This is a genomic window from Pseudomonas sp. R2-60-08W, assembly GCF_003852335.1.
Taxonomy (GTDB): Bacteria; Pseudomonadota; Gammaproteobacteria; order Pseudomonadales; family Pseudomonadaceae; genus Aquipseudomonas.
Map to the genome: position 1 here is coordinate 1,713,333 of NZ_CP027731.1, position 22,148 is coordinate 1,735,480.

Here is a 22,148-nt window from a genome sequence, read left to right on the forward strand (position 1 = left end):
ATTTCCGAACGGTTTTTAGTGAGAGTATGGCGACGCGATACGGCCAATCTCTGAACCTGGTAAGTTTGGCTTGGGCTAGGATTTAAAAAAGGGACGCAGTGTGAAAATTGTTTATGTCATAACCCGTTCAGACGTTATAGGCGGTGCTAGTGTACACCTCCTTGATTTGGCACTGGGTTCTTTTCAAGCGGGACATAGTGTCGATATTCTCGTTGGTGGCGAGGGCGTCTTTAATTCGCGAGCGCGGGATTTAGGTTTATCGTGCTTCCCATTGAAGTATCTTGTTCGCGAAATTAATCCTAGAAAAGATATTCGCGCCTTTTTTGAGTTAAGGAAAATGCTTTCCAAGCTAAAACCTGACCTCGTCCACTTGCATTCCTCCAAGGCTGGTATTCTTGGAAGACTCGCTGCTAAAAGTCTTGGCTTGCCAGCAATTTTTACGGCACATGGTTGGGCTTTTACAGAGGGAGTGTCTGCCAAGCGTCGTTTCTTATACCGTAATATTGAAAGGATCATGGCCCGTTTTTCAGAACAGATCCTTACGGTTTCTGAATTTGACAGGCAACTCGCCTTGAAGGCTAAGGTAGGCGATGAAGCCAGCGTTCTAACGATTCATAACGGTATGCCCGAGGTCAGTTCTAATATAGTTAGCCTTACCGAGTCTGATAAAGTACGCTTAATCATGGTCGCAAGGTTCGAAGTTCCAAAAAACCAAAAGTTTCTTTTGGAAGCGCTTGCAAAAGTGGCACCAAAGAACTGGGAGCTTGAACTGGTAGGCGATGGCCCTTCATTTTCTAGCGTTCAGACGTTGGCAGCGCATCTGGGAATAGGCGAGAAGGTGGTTTTTTCCGGGGCTTGTGATGACGTCCCGATCAGGCTTTCGCGGTCGGATGTTTTCGTCTTGATCTCTGACTGGGAAGGGTTGCCGCTGACCATATTGGAAGCTATGCGAACTGGGCTTCCGGTAATAGCATCTAACGTGGGAGGCGTATCTGAGCTGGTGGCAAACGGTGAGAACGGTTTCGTGGTGGAGCGCGGGGACCAGAAGGGATTGATGGATGCACTGACACAGTTGATTAATTCCCCCGAGCTTCGAAAAAAACAAGGTCTTTTAGGGCAGCACATATATCGCACAAATTTTACTTTCGATATCATGTTGGATAAAATCCTGAAAATTTACCAGAAAGTGTTAGACAGGGCTAAATGAAAATCCTTATTACCGGTGCTAATGGCTTTATTGGGCGGGCGTTGTCTCAGCATCTTGTTAGCCTAGCTAAATATTCAGTTGTCGGTACTTGTCGCAAACCTTCTGATGTTGCTTCAGATATCCAAATGGTCTCGACGGGGGAAGTAGATGGTAATACGGGCTGGGATCAGGCTCTACAAGGAGTTGACACCGTTATCCATCTCGCAGCACGCGCGCATGTATTAGACGCCGGGAGCGAAGATCCAGTATTGGAATTTGAACGGATTAATGTTCAAGGTGCTGTCAATTTAGCGCAGCAAGCGGTAAAAGCAGGTGTCCGTCGTTTTATATTCATCAGCTCAATTGGTGTCAACGGTTCGGAGACCCATGATGGTGCTTTCACTGAGAGTGATGAACCCAAGCCTCATGCAGAATATGCTCGCTCCAAGTTGAAAGCAGAGCGCGAGCTCTCGGAATTGCTCGCTGGCGAGACCATGGAGCTGATAGTTATTCGTCCTCCGTTAGTTTATGCCGCTGAGGCGCCTGGTAATTTTAATCGTCTGTTAAAATTGATCGCTACGGGAGTGCCACTGCCGTTCGCCGCCGTAGAAAATAAGCGTAGCATGATAGCACTGGAGAACTTGGTAGATTTTATTGAACTATGTATTGGGCACCCGTCAGCTGCAAATGAATTGTTTTTAGTTTCTGATGGAACTGATTTTTCCATTAGTGAAATTATCAATTTGTTGGCGTTGGGTATGGGCCGAAAAGAAAGACTGTTCCGCGTTCCTGACGCCTTAATCCGTTCAGTCGCCAGTGCTGTTGGGAAGCGATCGTTATATACGCAGTTGTGTAGATCATTAGTTGTCGATAATAAAAAATCCAGAGCACTATTGAACTGGGCCCCTGCGAGAAAAGCTCATGATGCTTTGGTCGAATCAGGCGAAAGATTCCGTTTATTATAGCGATTAATTTCGAAATTATTGCAGGTAGGGACAGGCAGATGGCTTTCTGGATAGCGATTACTTCAATAGCGAGCTCCATGTTTTTAACCGGATTGTTGCGTCGGTATGCGCTCCAGCGAAATGTGTTGGATATCCCTAATAGCAGAAGTTCACATTCGGTACCGACTCCTCGCGGCGGCGGTGTGGCAATTGTGCTAGGGTTTTTAATATCATTGGGTTTAATGCGTTGCTTTGGGCTGATTGATCACGCTTTTTTCCTTGCATCGTTCGTGGCTGGCATAATCGTAGCCGCTTTGGGATTTCTGGATGACCATGGCCACATTCCTGCGCGCTGGCGATTATTAGGACATTTTTTTTCAGCAATATGGGCGTTATATTGGATCGGTGGGGTACCGTCGATTACGATTTTTGGATTACCAATCCATCTAGGTTGGATTGGCGGAATTCTAGCTGTTTTGTATGCCGTATGGATGTTGAATCTTTACAACTTCATGGACGGCATTGATGGACTGGCGAGTGCTCAAGCTATTTGTGCTTGCTCTTCCGCCGCTTTTATCTATTGGTTCTTAGGATATGAAGAGCTGTTATGGCCGCCTATTTATTTGGCTTTGGCAACAGCAGGTTTTTTCTACTGGAACTTCCCCAAAGCCCGAATTTTTATGGGGGATGCGGGGAGTGGTTTTCTAGGTATTACATTGGCCATGATATCGCTTGAAGCTGTATCTTTTTCTTCAGCACTTTTATGGGTGTGGCTGATTTTATTAGGCGTATTTATTGTAGACGCGACATTGACATTGCTTCGCAGGCTGGTACGTGGCGAAAAAGTATATGAGGCACATCGGAGTCATGCTTATCAGTATGCCTCTCGCATTTTTAATGCACACATACCTGTCACTTTGTGCATAATCGTAATAAATTTCATATGGCTTTTCCCAATTGCATTGATTGTTGCATTTGACAGGCTTGACGGTGCTGCCGGTTTGTTGATCGCTTACACGCCGCTCATCATTTTGGCTCTGAAATTTAAGGCCGGTATTAAAGAAGTAAGTTATTAATGCGAAAATCCTGAGAGCTTGGTGTTGTACATTTATTCAGGTTTAGGTTGTTAGAGCTGCGAGAGGTTTAAAAAATATGAACTCACTAAGATCTGGATTATTAAGTCTCCCGCGTAGATATAAACGTGTTCTGCAGGTGGTTACAGACGTTTTTTTAGTTTGGTTTGCGCTTTGGTTAGCTTTTGTCGTGCGCATAGGCCTCGATGAGATGATCAACCCGTTCGTGCTGCATACATGGCTATTTTTAACGGCGCCTATTGTGACTATTCCGCTGTTTATACGTTTTGGCATGTATCGCGCGGTTTTACGTTACTTTGGAAATGATGCGCTGATCGCGATAATTAAGGCTGTCAGCCTTTCCTCCCTTATTATTGGAGTGGTCGTTTATTGGTACAGTAACCATCAAAATGTAATTCCTCGTTCTATCATCTTTAACTATTGGTGGTTAAGCCTGATTATGATAGGAGGATTGAGGTTAGCGCTGCGTCAATTCTTCCTGGGGGATTGGTTTACGGCGGCTCAATATGTGCCTTTCACTAACCGTGATGACGGCTTGCCACGTGTGGCTATTTATGGCGCGGGATCTGCTGGGAATCAGCTAGTTGCGGCATTACGCATGGGCCGCTTAATGAGACCTGTAGCGTTTATTGACGATGATCCTACTATTTCTGATAGGGTAATCTCTGGGCTGCAGGTTTATAAGCCTAAACATATCCAACGAATGATCGACACCACGGGCGCCCAAGAGATCTTGTTGGCGATACCTTCATCGACGCGTGGTCGGCGTCGGGAGATTCTCGGGTTTCTTGAGGGTTTTCCTCTGCATGTACGTAGTGTCCCCGGCTTCATGGACCTTGCAAGTGGGCGCGTCAAAGTCGACGATATCCAAGAAGTAGATATTGCAGACCTGTTAGGGCGAGATCCAGTACCTGCACAAGAAAATTTGCTGGAACATTGCATACGGGGCCATGTAGTAATGGTTACCGGCGCGGGAGGTTCTATTGGATCTGAACTCTGCCGCCAAATCCTCGAGCTGCAACCAACAATACTGATTCTCTTTGAACACAGTGAATATAATTTATACAGTATTATGTCGGAACTGGAAGCGCGCATACTTCGGGATTCGCTGGCGGTAAAATTGCTTCCGATCCTGGGATCTATACGTAACCAGGATAAGTTGGTTGATGTTATGAAAACCTGGCATGTAAATACGGTCTACCATGCGGCCGCTTATAAGCATGTGCCGATGGTAGAACATAATATATCGGAAGGGTTTCTGAATAACGTTATCGGCACGTTAAATACTGCTCAAGCAGCTATTATTTCAAATGTTGCTAATTTTGTACTTGTTTCGACTGATAAGGCGGTGCGTCCTACGAATGTAATGGGGAGCACCAAACGTCTCGCTGAAATGACGCTTCAGGCACTCAGCCGTGAATTAGAACCGGCTCTTTTTAACACGACCTCTCTAGCCCTCAATCGTACTCGCTTCACAATGGTCCGATTTGGAAATGTTCTGGGTTCTTCTGGTTCAGTAATTCCTCTTTTTCACAAACAGATTAAGTCAGGTGGGCCCATCACGGTGACTCATCCGAAAATAACCCGGTATTTCATGACTATCCCGGAGGCTGCTCAGCTTGTTATTCAGGCAGGCTCAATGGGGCAGGGGGGGACGTATTTGTATTGGATATGGGCGAACCGGTTAAAATCACGGAATTGGCAGAAAAAATGATTCATCTGTCAGGCCTAAGCGTCCGCTCAGAAAAAAAGCCCCTCGGAGATATCGCTATCGAGTTTACAGGACTTCGGCCCGGAGAGAAGCTCTACGAAGAATTACTCATAGGTGACAATGTCGATGCCACGCAACACCCAATGATTATGAGTGCTAATGAAGATTATCTATCTTGGAGCATATTGAAGCCAAGATTAGTGGAATTGCTGAGTGCGATAGAAAGTCATGATTATATTGAGGTACGTAAGTTGTTACGCGAAACTGTGAGTGGCTATGCTCCCGATGGCGAAATTGTTGACTGGTCTTATCAACAAAAAAGACTTGAGTTGTAGTGTGATTTTTAGTTTGGATAACAGCAGTTTATGCTGTTATCTCAGCTTTTATGCCCGTATTTTCTTCCCTATGCACCTCTGACAGAATACAATTCACCTGCGGCAACGCACCATGATTTTTCCGTGCGCACTGCTCGTGATAAACGGACGGCATAGTTTTCACGCTTCGTCATCCATGGAGCGTCTTCAACATAGCCTAAAGCAGGATGGCATTGCATGAGTAATCCTTTTAAATGAAAACTGAATATTCGCTTGAAGTTATCACGCTCACCCTCTCAATTATATTAATGTTCATTGCTTTTTCGTCGATTTTTAGATCGAAAATTGAAAGCGCGGAAGTTCAGCATGAATATAAATTCATCAATGGTCTGCGTGGTCTTGCTGCTATATTCGTATTTGTTAATCATGCGCCGTTTGTGCTAATAAATTTGGGTGTAAAAAATACCGTTTTTTCTGCCTGGGGACAAATTTACCCGAACCTTGGATCTTTCGGTGTACAGATTTTTTTCTGTATTACAGGCTTTCTTTTTTTTGATAAAGTAATCAAGAATAAGAATATTGACTGGGGTGATTTTTTTGTATCTAGAATTAGAAGGGTTGCTCCTCTCTACTATCTAACATCGATTTTGGTGTTTTTTATCGCGGCTTTTTTTGCAGGCTTTGATTTTCTGGATAAAGAGTCTATTACTACTATTGCGGGTTTAATAACGTTCAATTTCATCGATAACCCGATGAGAATTGGAGGTGTATCTCTTGTACCTCTGAGTTCCGTGACATGGACGTTGGTTCATGAGTGGCGTTTTTATGCAGTGTTGCCAATGGTAGCAATTTTTTACAGATCCCAATATAAGTTTATCATACTGACGGTGGCGATAATTATAGCTGCCATTGACCTGGGCACCTCCGCCGTCGTCTGTTGGGCCTACTTTCTGTCAGGCATGGCAGCAGCAGTTATTCATAAAGCAAATATTACAAGTAGGTTCGTCAAATTTGTTTCTACTGTAGTTGCAATATGCATATTTGTGTGGATGTGCGGACTGGTTGATGTTCCTGGCTACGGAGCTTTTAGATTTGCTCTGGCGACTATATTTTTCATATGTGTTACTGTTTCTAATCCTCGTTTCTTGCATTATCAGTTCCTTAACAGGCTAAGTGATATTAGTTATAGTATTTATTTGCTTCACTTGCCTGTACTGTTTCTATCCTTCAAGGTGTTGTCTGTATTCTTTGATTTAGCTGTTCTTGATAAAGTGACCTTTTGGCTTGTGAACTTTGCGACTATTCCCGTTATTGTCGCCTTGTCGACCTTTACCTTCGTTCATGTAGAAAAAAGGTTTATGCGCAAGAAACGGGTAGAAGAGATTAATGTACCCGAGGTTGACCGCACCTTGGACAGAACAAATGCCGTGGTGTGAAGATGCTTACCTCAAGCTCTCGCACGCAACTGGGTACTGATGCTTTCGATAGCATTCGTATGTAGCTCAATTTCGCATCGTTGGGGGGCACGCCGATTTGGATGATTCGATCATGTGGGAGAACCAAGCCCTTCCACACGGCAGTTCGTCAGCGCCCACACACAAAACGACTTTCTCTCACATCTTGCAATATCCCCGTTTTGACACCCTCCATCCGTCGCCTAAGGTAGAAAAGCAGCTTCGGAAAAGCTGCTTTTCTCTTACCGATGTCATGGAGCGTCACCAATGCAAAACCTCTACATCTCCTCTCTAATCTTCGCCTTCCTCACCAGCCTCTCTGTCGCCACCACCGCAGCCCCGTCCGCTAAACCTGAGGTCCCGACCCCAATCTCCGCACAAATGACCAAAACCGAGCAATCCGCCAAGGTCAACCTCAACGCCGCCGATGCTGAAACCCTGCGACGTGATTTGTTCGGTATCGGCGCCTCCAAAGCGAAGGCGATCGTCGCCTTTCGCGAAAGCAATGGGCCCTTCACCTCGGTGGATGAGTTGTTGGAAGTAAAGGGCATCGGCAAGGCTTTGCTGGAGAAGAATCGCGACAGGTTGGTTATTAACTAAAAGGCGAAGCTCAAAAGGCCGATCATTGATCGGCCTTTTCTCGTTTTGTTATTGCGATTTAAGCACCTTGGCATGAAAAGTGTTTATCTCAAGAGCAAAGATTGTTCAACAATCTGGGGAGTGAATGGAGCTCAATTTGTCCTTAGCTGACCAGATCGCCCCTGGAGCTTCGTGCCGATATCATAAGCTCGGTTCTTCACCAACAGATTGTCAGACTGATGCGCAGCCCTCTGTTCGATGTTTTTTTTGCCCAGGTGATCGCCCAATTGCGCCTTGTATTTTGCGCCGCACCTGATGAGCAGCGTTTCCAGTCGCCCTGGCTGGAACGTGATCGTGAGATTTACACGCTGTTAGCCAGCGATAACAAACCAGCCGCCAGCGAGGCGATGAGCCTCTACCTGGACGATTCCGAACACCTTTCCCTGGCACTGTTTGCTCACCCTTGATGGAGGTTCGCCCCATGTACAAAGACTATCCAGCCGCTTACCAAGTCAGCAAAGGCTCGGCGTTACAGGTGGATACTGCGTTCTATGAACGTATCCGTGATCGCCAGGATCAGCGCACGCTGATCGAGCAGTTCGAGGTGCCGATCCGCACGGGCAGGGCGTGGAAGGTGCCGGCAGGGCATGTGTTCCGGGTGACCACGCCTGTAGGCCCCCAGGTGGGCGACTTCAATGTGTGGAACGCCAATGATCCGCGCGAACGCTTGTGGGCGGCGCGCACTCGGCAACTTCAAGGCGCCCACGTCAGCACTCACGACCGCTTGTGGTCGAACCTTCCATTTCTCCGACCGTTAGTCACTATTACAGACGACAGCCTCGCAAGCTACGGCATCGATGAGCACGGCGGGCGCCTGCACGACTTGCTCGGCACACGCTGCGATCCCTATGTAAACCGTATGCTCACTGGCGAGGACTTTCATCACCACTGCCACTCAAACCTGACTCGCGCGATATTGCCTCACGGTCTGACGGAATTCGATGTGCACGACGTGCTGAATATTTTCCAGTGCACCGGCCTTAATCACGACGACATGTATTTCATGAAAGCCTGCCCGGCGCAGAAGGGCGATTACCTGGAGTTTTTCGCCGAGATTGATTTGCTGTGTGCGCTATCGACATGCCCAGGTGGGGATTTGTCGTTGCCGATGTGGGGGCCGGACGCGCAGGACCCGCTGACGGTGTGTCGTCCGTTGGGGGTTGAAATCTACAGGCTGGAGGACGAATTGCTGAGTGGCTGGAGTCAGCCGGAGCGTGCCGCGTATAAGGGGCAGCACGGGTTGCATATTGCCAAGGCGGAATGGGAGTAGGGGGCTGCTTCGCAGCCCGGCGGGAGCTACCGCCATCTAGCGATCCTGTGCATCCTTGGCATCGGCCTGGGCATTGCGCTCGGCCACGCGTTTGCGTTGTTCGTCGGTGAGTTCCACTTTGTTGGCGCTGTCACGCAGCATCATCAACCCACCGACGATCGACCCGATCGCAATTACCATAATCAACCACGCGTACCACGGCATAAGGCTCTCCTTGAGGCAGATAGCCGGGGGAGAATTTTCCCACGGTAATAACTGCTTTGAGTTACGGGCTTTCTGAGTAGTTCATTGTAGGCCCGTTCTGCCTCGTAAACCCTATAGTCCGGTCAACATCGCATCTGCTGGCGCATCGGCGCGGTCTTGGGCGGTCAGTTGGAAGTAGATGAAGCCCACGGCCATGAAGCCGAGGAAGATCAGCCCGATCAGTGTGTTGAACCAGGCCATCGCTACCAGGCACACCACTGCCAGAGCCAGCGCGATGCCCGGCACGACGGGGTAACCGGGTGCGCGGAAGGTGCGTTCAAGCAGCGGTTCGGTTTTGCGCAGTTTGAACAGGCTGAGCATGCTCATGATGTACATGACGATGGCGCCGAATACGGCCATGGTGATCATCGCGGCGGTCAGGGTCATGCCGCCCAGGTTGATCAGACCGTCACTGTAGATGGCCGCAATGCCGACCACGCCACCGGCGAGAATGGCTCGGTGGGGCGTCTGAAAACGTGACAGTTTGGCCAGGAAAGACGGCAGGTAACCGGCGCGGGCCAGGGCGAAGAATTGGCGCGAGTAGCCGAGGATGATGCCGTGGAAGCTTGCCACCAGGCCGAACAGGCCAATCCAGACCAGCATGTGCAACCAGCCGGAGCTTTCGCCTACGACGGTTTTCATCGCCTGGGGCAGTGGGTCGTTGATGTTCGACAGGGTGCGCCAGTCGCCTACGCCGCCCGCAAAGAACATCACGCCCATGGCCAGGATTACCAGGGTCAGGATGCCGCTGATGTAGGCCTTCGGAATGGTGCGCTTGGGATCTTTCGCTTCTTCGGCTGCCATGGCTGCGCCCTCGATGGCGAGGAAGAACCAGATGGCGAAGGGGATCGCTGCGAACATGCCGGCAATCGCCGGGGCACCGAAGGTGTCGGAGCCGGCCCAACCGTTCAGGGCGAAGTTGCTGAAGCTGAATGCCGGGGCAACGACGCCCATGAACACCAGCAATTCGGCGACGGCGAGTACGCACACCACCAGTTCGAAGGTAGCAGCGAGTTTCACGCCGAGGATATTCAGGCCCATGAACACGAAGTAGGCGCCGACGGCGGCGTGTTTCGGGTCCAGCGCTGGAAACTGCACGTTGAGGTAGGCACCGATGGCCAAGGCGATGGCGGGTGGGGCGAAGACGAATTCGATCAGGGTCGCCAGGCCGGCAATCAAGCCACCTTTTTCGCCGAAGGCGCGGCGGCTGTAGGCGAAGGGGCCGCCAGCGTGGGGAATCGCTGTGGTCAGCTCGGTGAAGCTGAAAATGAAGCAGGTGTACATCGCGGCGACCATCAGTGAGGTCACCAGGAAGCCCAGGGTGCCGGCCACGCCCCAGCCATAGCTCCACCCGAAGTACTCGCCGGAAATCACCAGCCCGACGGCGATGCCCCAGAGATGGAGGGTGCCCAAGGTGGGTTTGAGGTGTGTGTTCATTGTGTGGTGCTCCCTGAACGGTTTGGAATGATTCAAGGTGTTGCAGTGGACATGCCACTTCCCAAAGCCGTGTCGTAAAGCGCGTCCACTGTCGCCTGGAAGATGGTTTGGCGTTTGAATAGTGGCGACGTCGCACCAGATAAGTGCGAGGGTGTCTTGACTGGCGCCATCGGGGGCAAGCCCCCTCCCACACTTGACCGAGTTGTCATGCCGAGCGCAGATCAATCTGTGGGAGGGGGCTTGCTCCCGATAGCGCCCGCCCAGGCGCCGAAATCACTCGTGTAAACCCCGCATAAAGCCACTCTTTACGCCATCTTTACGCCCTACGCCCCGCCTCGCTCTCGTTCCTTTACACCGCTCCTGCGGACAATTGCCCCACACGCGGCACTCGCCGTTAAACGGAGAAACTTCCATGAGCGTTCTGGACGGGGTGTCACTGCTATTGGCTGTGGCGCTGTTCATTTATCTGCTGGTTGCGCTGTTACGCGCGGATCGGAACTAGGAGCAGGCTATGCACAGTTATGACTATTGGCTGATCATCGCCTTCTTCGCCGTGGTACTGGTGCCGGCACCGTTTCTGGGGCGGTTCTATTACAAGGTGATGGAAGGCCAGCGCACGTGGCTGACGCCGGTGCTGGGGCCTGTGGAGAAAGCCTGTTATCGCCTTTCGGGTGTGGACGATCAACAGGAGCAAAGCTGGCAGAAATACATGCTGGCCTTGCTCGCATTCAACCTCGCGGGTTTTTTGCTGCTGTTTGCAATCCTGTTGTTCCAGAACTATCTCCCACTCAACCCGCAGAAATTGCCGGGCCAGGAATGGACGCTGGCCTTCAACACCGCGGTCAGTTTCATGACCAATACCAACTGGCAGAACTACAGCGGTGAAGCGTCCCTGAGCTACCTCAGCCAGATGGTCGGCCTCACTGTGCAGAACTTCGTCAGTGCCGCCACCGGCCTGGCAGTCCTGGTCGCGCTTTGCCGTGGGATCGGTCGCAAATCCTCCAAGACCTTGGGTAACTTCTGGGTCGACATGACCCGCGCCACGCTCTACGGCTTGCTGCCGTTATGCCTGGTGCTGGCATTGTTTCTGGTATGGCAGGGCGTACCACAGACCTTCGCCCATTACGTTGATGCCGTGACGATGCAAGGCGTGGATCAGGTCATTCCCCTCGGCCCGGCGGCCAGCCAGATTGCGATCAAGCAATTGGGCACCAATGGCGGCGGCTTCTTTGGAGTGAACTCGGCGCATCCATTCGAAGACCCGACGGCCTGGGCCAACCTCTTCGAAGTGGCCTCGATCATTCTGATCCCGGTGGCCTTGGTGTTTACCTTCGGCCATTACGTCAAAGACCTGCGTCAGAGCCGCGCCATTCTTGCCTGCATGCTGGCCTTGTTCCTGATCGGCGGCGCGACTTCACTGTGGGCCGAATACCAGCCCAACCCAACCTTGAACAACCCGGCCGTTGAGCAAACCGCTCCGTTGGAAGGCAAGGAAACACGTTTCGGCACCACCGGCACGGTGCTCTGGTCGGTGACCACCACCGCAGCGTCCAACGGCTCGGTCAATGGCATGCAGGACAGCCTCAACCCCCTGAGCGGGATGGTGGCGCTGGTCAACATGATGGTCGGCGAAGTGATCTTCGGCGGGGTCGGTGCCGGTATGTACGGCATGTTGCTCAACGTGTTGATCGCGGTGTTCCTCGCCGGCCTGATGATCGGCCGCACCCCGGAATACCTGGGCAAGAAACTCCAGGCCAAGGAAGTGCAACTGCTGGTGGTGACCCTGCTGGTGATGCCGGTGGGTGTGCTTGTGCTGGGTGCCATTGCTGCCAGCCTGCCAGGCCCGGCCGGCGCCATCAGTAACCCTGGCCCCCACGGCTTCAGCCAGTTGCTCTACGCCTACACCTCGGCGAGTGCCAACAACGGCTCGGCGTTCGGTGGGTTCAGCGGCAACACCACGTTCCACAACCTGATGCTTGGCCTTGGCATGTTGATCGGCCGTTTCGGCTACATCCTCCCGGTATTGGCCCTGGCCGGTAGCCTGGCGATGAAGAAGACCGCACCGATCGGCCAGAACAGTTTCCCGACCCACGGCCCGTTGTTCGTAACCCTGTTGACCGTGACCATCTTGCTGGTGGGCGGCCTGACTTTCCTGCCGACGCTGGCGCTGGGCCCAATTGCTGAACACCTGAGCATGGGCTTCTAACCAAGGGATATGAAAATGAATATGCCTGTAAAAAACGCGGCCCCGGTCAAACCCCAGGAACCTGCCAAAACCGCGATTTCCTCGCTGTGGCGCGGGGCGCTGGTCCAGGCGTTCGTCAAACTGGACCCCCGCCAGCTGCAACGCTCGCCGGTCATGTTGGTGGTCGAGCTGACCGCCATCCTCACCACCGTGCTGTGCTTTGTGCCCGACGCCGCCGTACCGACCTTCGTGGCCGTGCAAATCGCGGTGTGGCTGTGGTTCACCGTGTTGTTCGCCAATTTCGCAGAAGCCTTGGCCGAAGGCCGTGGCAAGGCCCGCGCCGACAGCCTCAAGGCCGGCAGTGAAGGCTTGAGCGCTCGTCGCAAGGAGTCCGACGGTAGCTTCAAGGTGGTACCGGCCACCAGCCTGCGCAAAGGTGATGCGGTGCGCGTCGCCGCAGGTGAAATGATTCCTGGCGACGGCGAAGTGATCGAAGGTATCGCCGCCGTCAACGAAGCGGCGATTACCGGTGAATCCGCTCCGGTGATCCGCGAGTCCGGCGGCGACCGTTCCGCCGTCACCGGCAACACCCGCCTGGTGTCGGACTGGTTGCTGATCCGCATCACCGCCAACCCCGGTGAGTCCACCCTGGACCGCATGATCGCCCTGGTGGAAGGCGCTAAACGCCAGAAAACACCCAACGAAGTCGCGCTGGATATCCTGCTGATCGGTCTCACCCTGATCTTCCTGCTGGTGGTGGTGACCCTGCAGCCGTTCGCTCACTTCGCCAACGGCAGCCTGCCCTTGGTGTTCCTGGTCGCACTGCTGGTGACGCTGATTCCTACGACCATTGGCGGCTTGTTGTCGGCCATCGGCATCGCCGGCATGGATCGCCTTGTGCGGCTCAACGTGATCGCCAAATCTGGCCGCGCGGTGGAAGCGGCAGGGGACGTGCATGTGTTGCTGCTGGACAAGACCGGCACCATCACCTTCGGTAACCGTCGTTGCTCGGCAGTGGTTGCGGCGCCCGGTGTCAGTGGTCGGGAAGTGGCGGAAGGTGCGCTGTTCGCCTCCCTGGCGGATGACACCGCCGAAGGCAAGTCCATCGTCGAATACCTGCGCGCCTTGCACCCCCAGGCAGAGCCGACGCCGGACGAACTGACTGCGGTCCCCTTCAGCGCCGAAACCCGTTTGTCCGGTGTCGACTATCAGGGCCGCGTATTCCGCAAGGGCGCGGTGGACTCGCTGCTTGCGTTTATCGGCCAGCAGCGCAGCGACCTTTTACCTGCACTGTCGCGGGAAATCGACAAGATCGCGCAAAGCGGCGGCACGCCGTTGCTGGTATGCGCCGATGGCAAATTGCTCGGTGCGATCCATCTGAAAGACGTGGTCAAGCCCGGCATCCGCGAGCGTTTTGCCGAGCTGCGCAAGCTCGGGATTCGTACCGTGATGGTCACCGGCGACAACCCGTTGACGGCCGCCGCGATTGCCGCTGAAGCCGGCGTGGATGACGTGCTGGCTGAAGCCACGCCTGAGAAAAAACTCGCGCGTATCCGTCATGAACAGAACGACGGCCGCCTGGTCGCCATGTGCGGCGACGGTGCCAACGACGCGCCGGCGCTGGCCCAGGCCGACGTCGGCATGGCGATGAACGATGGCACCCAGGCCGCACGCGAAGCCGCGAACATGGTCGACCTCGACAGTGATCCCACCAAGCTGCTGGACGTGGTGCAGATCGGCAAGGAGTTGCTGGTGACCCGGGGCGCGCTGACCACCTTTTCCATCGCCAACGACGTGGCCAAGTACTTCGCGATCCTGCCGGCGCTGTTCGCCTCGATCTACCCGCAATTGGGCGTGCTCAACGTCATGCACCTGCAGAGCCCGCAGAGCGCAATTCTGTCGGCAATTGTGTTCAACGCGCTGATCATCGTGGTGCTGATCCCGCTGGCCCTGCGCGGTGTGCGCGTGCAGGCGGCGAGTGCGGCGGCCTTGTTGCGACGCAACCTGCTGATCTACGGCCTGGGTGGGCTGCTGGTGCCCTTTGTGGGCATCAAGGCGATCGACATGCTGCTGACGGCGCTGCACCTGGTGTAACCCTGCGGTCTTTTGTGGCCCGATTTATTGAGGATTTGACGATGACTAATACAATCCGCCCGGCCCTGAGCCTGCTGGTACTCATGACCCTGATCACCGGCGTGGCTTATCCGCTGGTGGTCACTGGCGTCGCTCAGGTTGCCTTCCCGGATCAGGCCAATGGCAGCCTGGTGCGCGATGTCAGCGGCAAGGTGCGCGGCTCCAGCCTGATCGCCCAGGATTTCAGCGGTGACGGCTGGTTCCATCCGCGTCCCTCGGCCGGGGCGTTCGCGACGGTCTCCAGCAGTGCCAGCAACCTTGGTCCGAGCAATCCTGCGCTGGTCACGCGCATCTTCGATGACGCGGATAAACAACAGATGCCCGGCCAGGGGCCCGTACCGTTGGCCTCGCTGACGACCTCCGGCAGCGGACTTGATCCACACTTGCCACCCGCGGCAATTGCCTATCAACTGGCGCGAGTGGCGGCAGCACGGAATGTGCCGGTGTCGACCTTGCAGCGGATATTGGATGAACACATCGAAAGCCCGTTGGTGGGGCCGCCGGTCGTCAATGTACTTGCACTGAACATGGCCCTGGAAAAACTCTGAACCCCTGTGGGAGGGAGCAAGCCCCCTCCCACATGTGATTTGCATTGAACCTGACTGCTTTGATACCTGAAGGACACTACCCGCATGAGCGACTCCGGCCGCGCCGATGCCTTGTTAGCCGATCTACCCCGCAACGGCCGTGGCCGGCTCAAGGTCTTCCTCGGCGCCGCGCCCGGCGTGGGCAAGACCTACGCCATGCTCCAGGCGGCCCACACTCAACTGCGCCAGGGCGTCCCGTTGATTGCCGGGGTGGTCGAGACTCACGGCCGTGCCGAGACGGAAGCCTTGCTCAGCGGCCTGCCGCAACAACCGCTGTTGCGCAGCGAATACCGTGGCGTGATGCTCGAAGAAATGGACCTCGACGGCCTGCTTGCGGCCAAGCCCAAGCTGGTGCTGGTCGACGAACTGGCCCATAGCAACGCCCCTGGCAGCCGGCATGAAAAGCGCTGGCAGGACATTCAGGAATTGCTCGCTGCCGGCATCAACGTATTCACCACCGTCAACGTCCAGCACCTGGAAAGCCTCAATGACCAGGTGCGTGGCATTACCGGTGTGCAGGTGCGTGAAACCCTGCCGGACTGGGTGCTGCAAGAGGCCGACGAGTTGCTGCTGATCGACTTGCCGTCCCGCGAACTACTGGAGCGCCTGCGCGACGGCAAGGTGTATGTGCCCGAACAGGCGCGCGCGGCCATCGATGCGTTTTTCACCCAGACCAACTTGATGGCCCTGCGCGAACTGGCCATGCAGACCGCGGCCGCCCACGTCGACGACGATCTGGCCCAGGGTTACCGCCAACTCGGGCAAGCTGCGCCGGCGGTGCGGGGGCGTTTGCTGGTGGGGGTCGATGGCGACGCACAGGCCGAACGCCTGGTGCGCCATGCCAGCCGGGTCGCCCAGCGGCGGCATTTACCCTGGAGCCTGGTGCATATCGACAACGGCCACGCGCGAGATGAACAGTCACGGCTACGCCTGCAAAATGCCCAGCAACTGGCGGAGCGTCTGGGCGGCGAGGTGGTGTTGCTGCGGGCGGGCGAGGTGGCTAAAACGTTGATCCAGCATGCCGCCGAGCGCCGCGCCAGCCTGGTCCTGGTCGGGCAGTCGCGCATGCGCTGGCGTCGACGGCTGTTCGGCGGTGGCCTTGCTGCACGCTTGTTGCGCAGTGCGCGGGGCCTGGAAATCAACGTGCTCGACAGCGACGACATGCCTGCTCCGCCGCGCTTGCCGGATGCGCGTGGGTTGCGCTGGTTCGACTACGCCTTGGCCGTGGTGGCAACCGTTGTTGCGGCCGGCTTGGCCTGGGGCGTGTCCAGTGTATTGCCGCTGCCGAATATTTCACTGGTGTTTCTCGCAGCGGTGCTGCTGGTGGCGGTGCGCAGCAGTTTGGGGCCCTCGCTGGTATGCGCCGCGTTGTCGTTCATGACCTATGACTTTCTGTTTATTCCGCCGAATTTCTCCTTTGCCATCCAGCGTGAAGAGGACGTGCTGACCCTGTTGTTCTTCCTGTTGATGGCAGCGCTCACCGGCAACCTGGCTGCGCGCCAGCGTCGCCAGTTGCAGGCGCTGCGCGATACCCAGGAAGAAACCAGCGAGCTGCTCGACCTGTCGCGCAAGCTCACTGCAGCCACGGATCGCCAGGCCGTTATCAGTGCGGCGGCTCACCACCTGCAAGGTTGGAATGACTTGGATGTATGCCTGGTCAATCGCGACGGCGAGGGCGGCTGGACAATCGAGACCGGTGGCCCGTTGACCCTTACCGAAGCCGAACGCGCTGCCGCCGATTGGGCCTGGCAGCACGACCAACCTGCCGGCATGGGCACTGGCACCTTGCCGTTTGGGCGCTGGTGGTGGTGGCCGTTGTCGGGCGAAGAGGGGCCCTTGGGTTTGCTCGGTGTCAGTGCCAAGCCGGGCTTGGAGTTGAGCGGGCAACGCCGCCGCCTGCTCACCGCCTTGAGCCAGCCGCTGGCCCAGGCGCTGGCGCGGGCGCAGTTGGGACAGGAGTTGGAGTCGGCGCGTTTGCACGGCGAAACCGAACAACTGCGCAGCGCCTTGCTCGCCTCCGTATCCCACGATCTGCGCACGCCGCTGACCTCCATGCGTGGCAGTATCGACAGCCTGCTGGCGCTGGGCGAGGCGATTCCTTTGGAGGATCGCCGCGAATTGCTCGAAGGCACCCGCGATGAAGCCGAGCGCCTCGACCGCTACATCCAGAATTTGCTGGACATGACCCGCCTGGGCCACGGCGCGCTGAAGCTGGCGCGCGATTGGGTCTCGCCCGGCGATATCGTCGGCAGCGCCCTCGGGCGTTTGCGCGCGGTGCTGGCACCGTTGCAGGTGAGTACCGATGTACCGCCGGAACTGCCGCTGCTCTACGTGCATGCGGCATTGATCGAGCAGGCGTTGGTCAATGTAATGGAAAACGCCGCACGTTTTTCACCGCCCCAGGGCCGTTTGCAGTTGAGCGCCGGTGTAGCGGACAATCAGTTGTTTTTCGCCGTGGCCGATGAAGGGCCGGGGATTCCCGAGGATGAGCGTGCGAAGATCTTCGACATGTTCTACACCGCTGCCCGTGGTGATCGGGGCGGGCAGGGCACCGGCCTTGGCCTGGCGATCTGCCAGGGCATGGTTGGCGCACATGGGGGGCATATCAGCGTGGCGGATGGCATTGAGGGGCGCGGCACCTGCATCACCCTGTTTCTGCCGCTACAATCTCAGCCGGGCTTGGACTCTGACCTTTGAAAACGTATGCCTACCGTGGCGAGGGAGCTTGTTCCCGCTGGGCTGCGCAGCAGCCCCAAAACCATTCGGTCGCGACGCATCACCTGCCTGACTAGTTTGGGAGCGCTTCGCACTCCAGCGGGAGCAAGCTCCCTCGCCACAACAGGTTCGTTTCTACAATGGTTTGTTTTTAATGGATTTTAATTGGACACCATGAGCCAGACCGCGACGATTCTAGTCATTGATGACGAACCGCAGATCCGCAAATTCCTGCGCATCAGCCTGGCCTCCCAGGGCTATAAGGTGATCGAGGCCGGCACCGGCACCGAAGGCCTGGCCCAAGCGGCATTGAGCAAGCCGGACCTGCTGGTGCTGGACCTGGGCTTGCCCGACATGGACGGCCAGCAAGTGCTGCGCGAGTTTCGCGAGTGGTCGACGGTGCCGGTGCTGGTGCTGTCGGTACGGGCCAGCGAGAGCCAAAAGGTCGATGCTCTCGACGGCGGCGCCAATGACTACGTGACCAAGCCCTTCGGCATCCAGGAATTTCTCGCCCGTGTGCGCGCGTTGTTGCGCCAGGCACCGACGGGCGAGTCTCAGGAAGCCGCCCTGAGTTTCGGCCCGCTGACGGTAGACCTGGCCTACCGCCGCGTTCTGCTGGACGGTGCCGAGGTGGCGTTGACCCGCAAGGAATACGCGGTGCTGGCGCAACTGGCGCGGCATCCAGGGCGGGTGATTACCCAGCAGCAATTGCTCAAGGATATCTGGGGGCCGACCCACACCGAAGACAGTCACTACCTGCGCATTGTGGTGGGGCATTTGCGGCAGAAGCTGGCGGATGACCCGACGCAGCCGAGGTTTATCGTGACTGAGGCGGGGGTGGGGTATCGATTGCTGAATACTTAGGGTGGATAGAGTTTCGCTGCCTCAACAAGCGTCATCGCGGGCAAGCCCACTCCCACATTCGACCGCATGCTCATGTTGAACTCAGTCTAATTGTGGGAGTGGGCTTGCCCGCGATGGGGTCGTCAGCAGCGCCTACAATCTCAAGACTGCTCACTCTCATACCGATCCAACGTATCACTGGCAATTTCCCGCCCCAACGCGATCAATTCCGGCGCCTTGTAGAACTCGAAAAAACGGCACACCCGCTTGGGCACGTTGATCAGCACATCCGGCGGGTAGCCGGCGATTTTGTACTGTGCCAATGACGTCTGCATCACCTCGAAACTCTGGTTGATCAGGTCCAGCAGCGACGCAGGCCCGACGTTATCGATAATGAACGAGCCTGTGGCCGACTTCGGCGTGCCGGGTTTTTCCGGCGCGGCGGCGGGTTGCTGGGATTCGGGCTCGGCCGACTCCAGCCATGGGTTGATCTCGGCGGCCTGGGCCTGCAACGCTTCCTGCTCGAGCTTCATCAACTGCTCGGCCTGTTTGCGTCGAAACGGCAGGTGCGAACCCAATGATTTTGCCAGGCTGTTGAAGCGGCTCTTGAATGCCGGCGGGCGCTGGATCACCGGCAAATGATAGTGCTTCTGGTTGGTGGCGTTGAGGTTGACCGCGATGATCAAGTCGCAATGGCTCGACACCACCGGCACGATGGGCAACGGGTTGAGCAAGCCGCCATCCACCAGCATGCGGTTGCCCTGCATCACCGGCGTGAACAGGCTGGGGATCGCGGCCGACGCGCGCATGGCCTGGTGCAGGCAGCCTTCCTGGAACCAGATTTCCTGCTGGTTGGTGAGGTCGGTAGCCACGGCTGTGTAGGGGATGCGCAGCTCTTCGATATTGATTTCGCCGACGATCTTGCGGATCTGCCCGAACACCTTTTCACCGCGAATCGCGCCCAGGCGAAAACTCACATCCACCAGGCGCAACACGTCGAGGTAATCGAGACTTTCGATCCAGTTTCGGTACTCGTCCAGCTTGCCGGCGGCATAGATCCCGCCGACCACGGCACCCATCGAGCAGCCGGCAATACAGGCGATGTCATAGCCGCGTCGTTCGATCTCTTCGATCACCCCGATATGGGCGTAGCCCCTGGCTCCGCCGGAGCCCAGCACTAAGGCAACACGTTTCTTCATGACCAGATCCTTCGTGAAACAGGTGCCCACAATGCACCCATCAAGGGGGCCGCTACAATCCTCGGTAAGCCTTGGCAATATTTTTCCAGAATCGCGTCTTGGCTCGGGTATGCTCTGGCAATGGGTACTACTGATTTCAGGCTAAGGACAAGGCACTTTTCCCTGTGGGCAACGTCTACAGGCTACGACAGATTTTGTATATTTTGAGGTGTCATTGATGAAAGCCTGGATGTGTGTTCCCGTGATCCTGTTGGCCTTGGCTGGCTGTGCCGGGAAAACCGCGTATCGCGACAGCTGCGGGTCGCAGTTGGATGCCGCCTGGAAAGAACTGGACCTGGCCAAGGCCGAGGGCTTCGCGGGCACCGTCAGCTACTCCAAGGCTTTGTCGTTGTTGACCGGGGCCAAGACCCAACAGCAATTCGAAGCGTTCGAAGGGTGCTCCAACAAGGCCGAGAAAGCGCGCTTCTATATCCGTGAGTCACGCGCCGGGCGTTGATTCGCTAGCCTCGAGTAGGCTGTTTCATCACACAGGGAGGGCAGGATGTCAGCGCTGGTCAATCAGTTGGTCGCTCAGGTCATTGGCCTGGAAGTAGGGTTACTGAGCTGTCAGGCGCGTCTTGCCGCCGTCACCGATGATGAAGCCTTGCATGATCTGCGCACTACCGTGCGCCGCTTGCGCAGCCTTTTGCGCCCCTTGCGCGGGTTACCGGGTGTCGAACAGCTTGAATCGGCCGCCCGCGCGGTCGGCCAGTTGACCACACCGTTGCGTGACCGTGAGGTGCTGGCGGCGTACTTGCAGCAGCAAGGTCATTATGAGGCGGCTGAGCGGCGTCTGCGCCTGCAGCCTGAGGCCTATCGCCAGGTGGCGCAGAGCTCGCAGCTCGCACACTTGTTGCAGATCCTCGATGCGTTTCCACGGTTCATCCGCGCTTCCCAACGCCAGAAACTGCTCAAGGGCCTGCACTCGCGCATCCAGAAACGCCTGACCAAGCAATGGAAGGCGCTCGATCATGCGCTGAAGGACCCCGAGCATGATCGCCACCGTTTGCGCCTGTTGATCAAACGCGTGCGCTACGCCGCCGAGGCGTATCCCGAACTGGATAAATTGCCCGCCAAGGCCCTGTCCGGTCTGAAAAAAGCCCAGGGCGCCCTGGGTGACTGGCACGACTGCTGGCAGTGGTTGATGCTGGCCGAGCATCAAGCCGATCTTGAGCCCTTCGTCGCCACCTGGCGTCAAACCATGGCCAAGGCCGAGCGGCAGGCGGACCGGGTTCTGGATAAGCTCAGCGCCGATTGTTTCTGAACCGGTCCGGTTTTTGGCCGGAATAGGTGCTGTATCTGGCGGGCTTGGTGGTTAAGATCCCCTCATCGATTTTCTTGATGTGAGGTCGCCATGCGCTTTAGTGATTTGCTCGACGCTGCCCGTCAAAACCCACAGGATGTCACCATTCCTGCCGAATGGGCCCAAGGCCGCGCCACCTTTGGTGGCCTGGTCGCCGCGTTGCAATACGAAGCCTTGCGCGCCCACGTGCCGGCAGACCGGCCGCTACGCTCACTGGCAATCACCTTCGTTGGCCCGGTCGCGCCGGATGTACCCGCTAGCTATCAGGTTGAAGTGCTGCGCGAAGGCAAGGCTGTCAGCCAATTGCTGGGCCGTGTGGTGCAGAACGGTGAAGTGGCGACCTTGATCCAGGCCAGTTTTGGTGCGCCCCGCGCGTCGGAAATTGACGTCGCGAGCGAGCCGCCACCCGTGTTCAAACATTGGGATGAATGCCAGGAGCTGCCCTATATCAAGGGCGTCACCCCTGAATTCATGCGGCATCTGGCAATGCGCTGGAGCGTCGGCGGCCTGCCGTTTACCGGCAATAAATCCCGCGACATGGGCGGTTGGGTACGGTTGCGTGGGGACGTGAAAGAAGAGCCTCTGACCGAGGCGCACATCCTCGCATTGGTCGACGCCTGGCCGCCGGCGTTACTTCCGCATTTGAAGAAACCGGCGCCGGGCAGCACCCTGACCTGGACCATCGAATTCATCCAGCCGTTGCAGCACCTGACCACCCTCGACTGGTGCCAATACCACGTCAACATCGAACACGCCCGCGACGGCTACGGCCATGCCGCCGCCGCGCTCTGGAGCCCGACCGGCGAGTTGATCGCCCTCAGTCGCCAGACCGTGGTGGTCTTCGCCTGACCC

Annotated in this window: 18 protein-coding genes and 2 pseudogenes; 17 read left to right on the forward strand and 3 right to left on the reverse strand. The window is 56.1% G+C overall.

Annotated features, from left to right (window positions below):
• Positions 1–100: 100 nt before the first annotated feature.
• The 8 genes and pseudogenes from C4J90_RS07780 (at position 101) to C4J90_RS07815 (ending at position 8,612) form a co-directional block, all read left to right on the forward strand.
• Positions 101–1,207 carry a glycosyltransferase family 4 protein gene (locus C4J90_RS07780; RefSeq protein WP_124361868.1) on the forward strand — a complete coding sequence of 369 codons (1,107 nt, stop codon included), beginning with the start codon at positions 101–103 and terminating at the stop codon, positions 1,205–1,207.
• Positions 1,204–2,151 (forward strand): NAD-dependent epimerase/dehydratase family protein, encoded by a 948-nt coding sequence (locus C4J90_RS07785; RefSeq protein WP_124419552.1) that lies wholly within the window; start codon positions 1,204–1,206, stop codon positions 2,149–2,151. The genes C4J90_RS07780 and C4J90_RS07785 overlap by 4 nt, the downstream gene beginning before the upstream one ends.
• A gap of 38 nt (positions 2,152–2,189) precedes the next feature.
• Entirely contained in the window at positions 2,190–3,206 is a 1,017-nt protein-coding gene (locus tag C4J90_RS07790) for a glycosyltransferase family 4 protein (RefSeq protein ID WP_124419553.1), read from the forward strand.
• Positions 3,207–3,282: 76 nt separating this feature from the next.
• A pseudogene (locus tag C4J90_RS07795) lies at positions 3,283–5,270 on the forward strand (polysaccharide biosynthesis protein).
• A gap of 233 nt (positions 5,271–5,503) precedes the next feature.
• Positions 5,504–6,685 (forward strand): acyltransferase, encoded by a 1,182-nt coding sequence (locus C4J90_RS07800; RefSeq protein ID WP_124419554.1) that lies wholly within the window; start codon positions 5,504–5,506, stop codon positions 6,683–6,685.
• 285 nt (positions 6,686–6,970) lie between these two features.
• Positions 6,971–7,303, forward strand: a complete 333-nt coding sequence (locus tag C4J90_RS07805) for a ComEA family DNA-binding protein (RefSeq protein WP_124361872.1) — start codon at positions 6,971–6,973, stop codon at positions 7,301–7,303.
• Positions 7,304–7,488: 185 nt separating this feature from the next.
• Positions 7,489–7,749: pseudogene (locus C4J90_RS07810) on the forward strand (GntR family transcriptional regulator); the annotation flags it as partial.
• A gap of 14 nt (positions 7,750–7,763) precedes the next feature.
• On the forward strand, positions 7,764–8,612 hold the full coding sequence (locus C4J90_RS07815) for a DUF1989 domain-containing protein (RefSeq protein WP_124419555.1): 849 nt from the start codon (positions 7,764–7,766) through the stop codon (positions 8,610–8,612).
• A gap of 36 nt (positions 8,613–8,648) precedes the next feature.
• On the opposite strand, the gene C4J90_RS07820 is transcribed toward C4J90_RS07815, so the two are convergent.
• Positions 8,649–8,816: a DUF2897 family protein gene (locus tag C4J90_RS07820; protein WP_124361874.1), complete on the reverse strand. Its 168-nt coding sequence runs from the start codon at positions 8,814–8,816 to the stop codon at positions 8,649–8,651.
• 111 nt (positions 8,817–8,927) lie between these two features.
• On the reverse strand, positions 8,928–10,292 hold the full coding sequence (eat, locus tag C4J90_RS07825) for an ethanolamine permease (RefSeq protein ID WP_124366347.1): 1,365 nt from the start codon (positions 10,290–10,292) through the stop codon (positions 8,928–8,930).
• Positions 10,293–10,704: 412 nt separating this feature from the next.
• Between eat and kdpF the strand changes: the two genes are divergently transcribed.
• From kdpF to C4J90_RS07855, 6 genes are all read left to right on the forward strand, one after another.
• Positions 10,705–10,794, forward strand: coding sequence for a K(+)-transporting ATPase subunit F (gene kdpF, locus C4J90_RS07830; RefSeq protein ID WP_003218754.1), 90 nt, complete (start codon positions 10,705–10,707; stop codon positions 10,792–10,794).
• A gap of 9 nt (positions 10,795–10,803) precedes the next feature.
• Positions 10,804–12,498, forward strand: coding sequence for a potassium-transporting ATPase subunit KdpA (gene kdpA / locus C4J90_RS07835; protein ID WP_124419556.1), 1,695 nt, complete (start codon positions 10,804–10,806; stop codon positions 12,496–12,498).
• 21 nt (positions 12,499–12,519) lie between these two features.
• Positions 12,520–14,571 carry a potassium-transporting ATPase subunit KdpB gene (gene kdpB, locus C4J90_RS07840; RefSeq protein ID WP_372237491.1) on the forward strand — a complete coding sequence of 684 codons (2,052 nt, stop codon included), beginning with the start codon at positions 12,520–12,522 and terminating at the stop codon, positions 14,569–14,571.
• A gap of 41 nt (positions 14,572–14,612) precedes the next feature.
• Positions 14,613–15,158, forward strand: coding sequence for a potassium-transporting ATPase subunit KdpC (gene kdpC / locus C4J90_RS07845; RefSeq protein ID WP_124419558.1), 546 nt, complete (start codon positions 14,613–14,615; stop codon positions 15,156–15,158).
• Between the two features lie 84 nt (positions 15,159–15,242).
• Entirely contained in the window at positions 15,243–17,894 is a 2,652-nt protein-coding gene (locus tag C4J90_RS07850) for a sensor histidine kinase KdpD (protein WP_124419559.1), read from the forward strand.
• A gap of 192 nt (positions 17,895–18,086) precedes the next feature.
• Positions 18,087–18,776, forward strand: coding sequence for a response regulator (locus tag C4J90_RS07855; RefSeq protein WP_124361880.1), 690 nt, complete (start codon positions 18,087–18,089; stop codon positions 18,774–18,776).
• A gap of 140 nt (positions 18,777–18,916) precedes the next feature.
• Here the strand turns inward: C4J90_RS07855 and C4J90_RS07860 are convergent, their stop codons facing one another.
• The gene (locus C4J90_RS07860; RefSeq protein ID WP_124361881.1) at positions 18,917–19,954 is read right to left on the reverse strand and encodes a patatin-like phospholipase family protein; all 1,038 of its coding nucleotides are present in this window, start codon (positions 19,952–19,954) and stop codon (positions 18,917–18,919) included.
• A gap of 217 nt (positions 19,955–20,171) precedes the next feature.
• Between C4J90_RS07860 and C4J90_RS07865 the strand changes: the two genes are divergently transcribed.
• The 3 genes from C4J90_RS07865 (at position 20,172) to C4J90_RS07875 (ending at position 22,145) form a co-directional block, all read left to right on the forward strand.
• Positions 20,172–20,450: a hypothetical protein gene (locus C4J90_RS07865; protein ID WP_003238638.1), complete on the forward strand. Its 279-nt coding sequence runs from the start codon at positions 20,172–20,174 to the stop codon at positions 20,448–20,450.
• 45 nt (positions 20,451–20,495) lie between these two features.
• Positions 20,496–21,257, forward strand: coding sequence for a CHAD domain-containing protein (locus C4J90_RS07870; protein WP_124419560.1), 762 nt, complete (start codon positions 20,496–20,498; stop codon positions 21,255–21,257).
• A 90-nt stretch (positions 21,258–21,347) separates the two neighbouring features.
• On the forward strand, positions 21,348–22,145 hold the full coding sequence (locus tag C4J90_RS07875; protein ID WP_124419561.1) for an acyl-CoA thioesterase II: 798 nt from the start codon (positions 21,348–21,350) through the stop codon (positions 22,143–22,145).
• The last annotated feature ends 3 nt before the right edge of the window (positions 22,146–22,148 follow it).

Coding starts and splice junctions, on each gene's coding strand:
- C4J90_RS07785 (WP_124419552.1), top strand. CDS start 1,204: ATGAAAATCCTTATTACCGGTGCTAATGGCTTTATTGGGCGGGCGTTG.
- C4J90_RS07790 (WP_124419553.1), top strand. CDS start 2,190: ATGGCTTTCTGGATAGCGATTACTTCAATAGCGAGCTCCATGTTTTTA.
- C4J90_RS07800 (WP_124419554.1), top strand. CDS start 5,504: ATGAAAACTGAATATTCGCTTGAAGTTATCACGCTCACCCTCTCAATT.
- C4J90_RS07805 (WP_124361872.1), top strand. CDS start 6,971: ATGCAAAACCTCTACATCTCCTCTCTAATCTTCGCCTTCCTCACCAGC.
- C4J90_RS07815 (WP_124419555.1), top strand. CDS start 7,764: ATGTACAAAGACTATCCAGCCGCTTACCAAGTCAGCAAAGGCTCGGCG.
- C4J90_RS07820 (WP_124361874.1), bottom strand. CDS start 8,816: ATGCCGTGGTACGCGTGGTTGATTATGGTAATTGCGATCGGGTCGATC.
- eat (WP_124366347.1), bottom strand. CDS start 10,292: ATGAACACACACCTCAAACCCACCTTGGGCACCCTCCATCTCTGGGGC.
- kdpF (WP_003218754.1), top strand. CDS start 10,705: ATGAGCGTTCTGGACGGGGTGTCACTGCTATTGGCTGTGGCGCTGTTC.
- kdpA (WP_124419556.1), top strand. CDS start 10,804: ATGCACAGTTATGACTATTGGCTGATCATCGCCTTCTTCGCCGTGGTA.
- kdpB (WP_372237491.1), top strand. CDS start 12,520: ATGCCTGTAAAAAACGCGGCCCCGGTCAAACCCCAGGAACCTGCCAAA.
- kdpC (WP_124419558.1), top strand. CDS start 14,613: ATGACTAATACAATCCGCCCGGCCCTGAGCCTGCTGGTACTCATGACC.
- C4J90_RS07850 (WP_124419559.1), top strand. CDS start 15,243: ATGAGCGACTCCGGCCGCGCCGATGCCTTGTTAGCCGATCTACCCCGC.
- C4J90_RS07855 (WP_124361880.1), top strand. CDS start 18,087: ATGAGCCAGACCGCGACGATTCTAGTCATTGATGACGAACCGCAGATC.
- C4J90_RS07860 (WP_124361881.1), bottom strand. CDS start 19,954: ATGAAGAAACGTGTTGCCTTAGTGCTGGGCTCCGGCGGAGCCAGGGGC.
- C4J90_RS07865 (WP_003238638.1), top strand. CDS start 20,172: ATGAAAGCCTGGATGTGTGTTCCCGTGATCCTGTTGGCCTTGGCTGGC.
- C4J90_RS07870 (WP_124419560.1), top strand. CDS start 20,496: ATGTCAGCGCTGGTCAATCAGTTGGTCGCTCAGGTCATTGGCCTGGAA.
- C4J90_RS07875 (WP_124419561.1), top strand. CDS start 21,348: ATGCGCTTTAGTGATTTGCTCGACGCTGCCCGTCAAAACCCACAGGAT.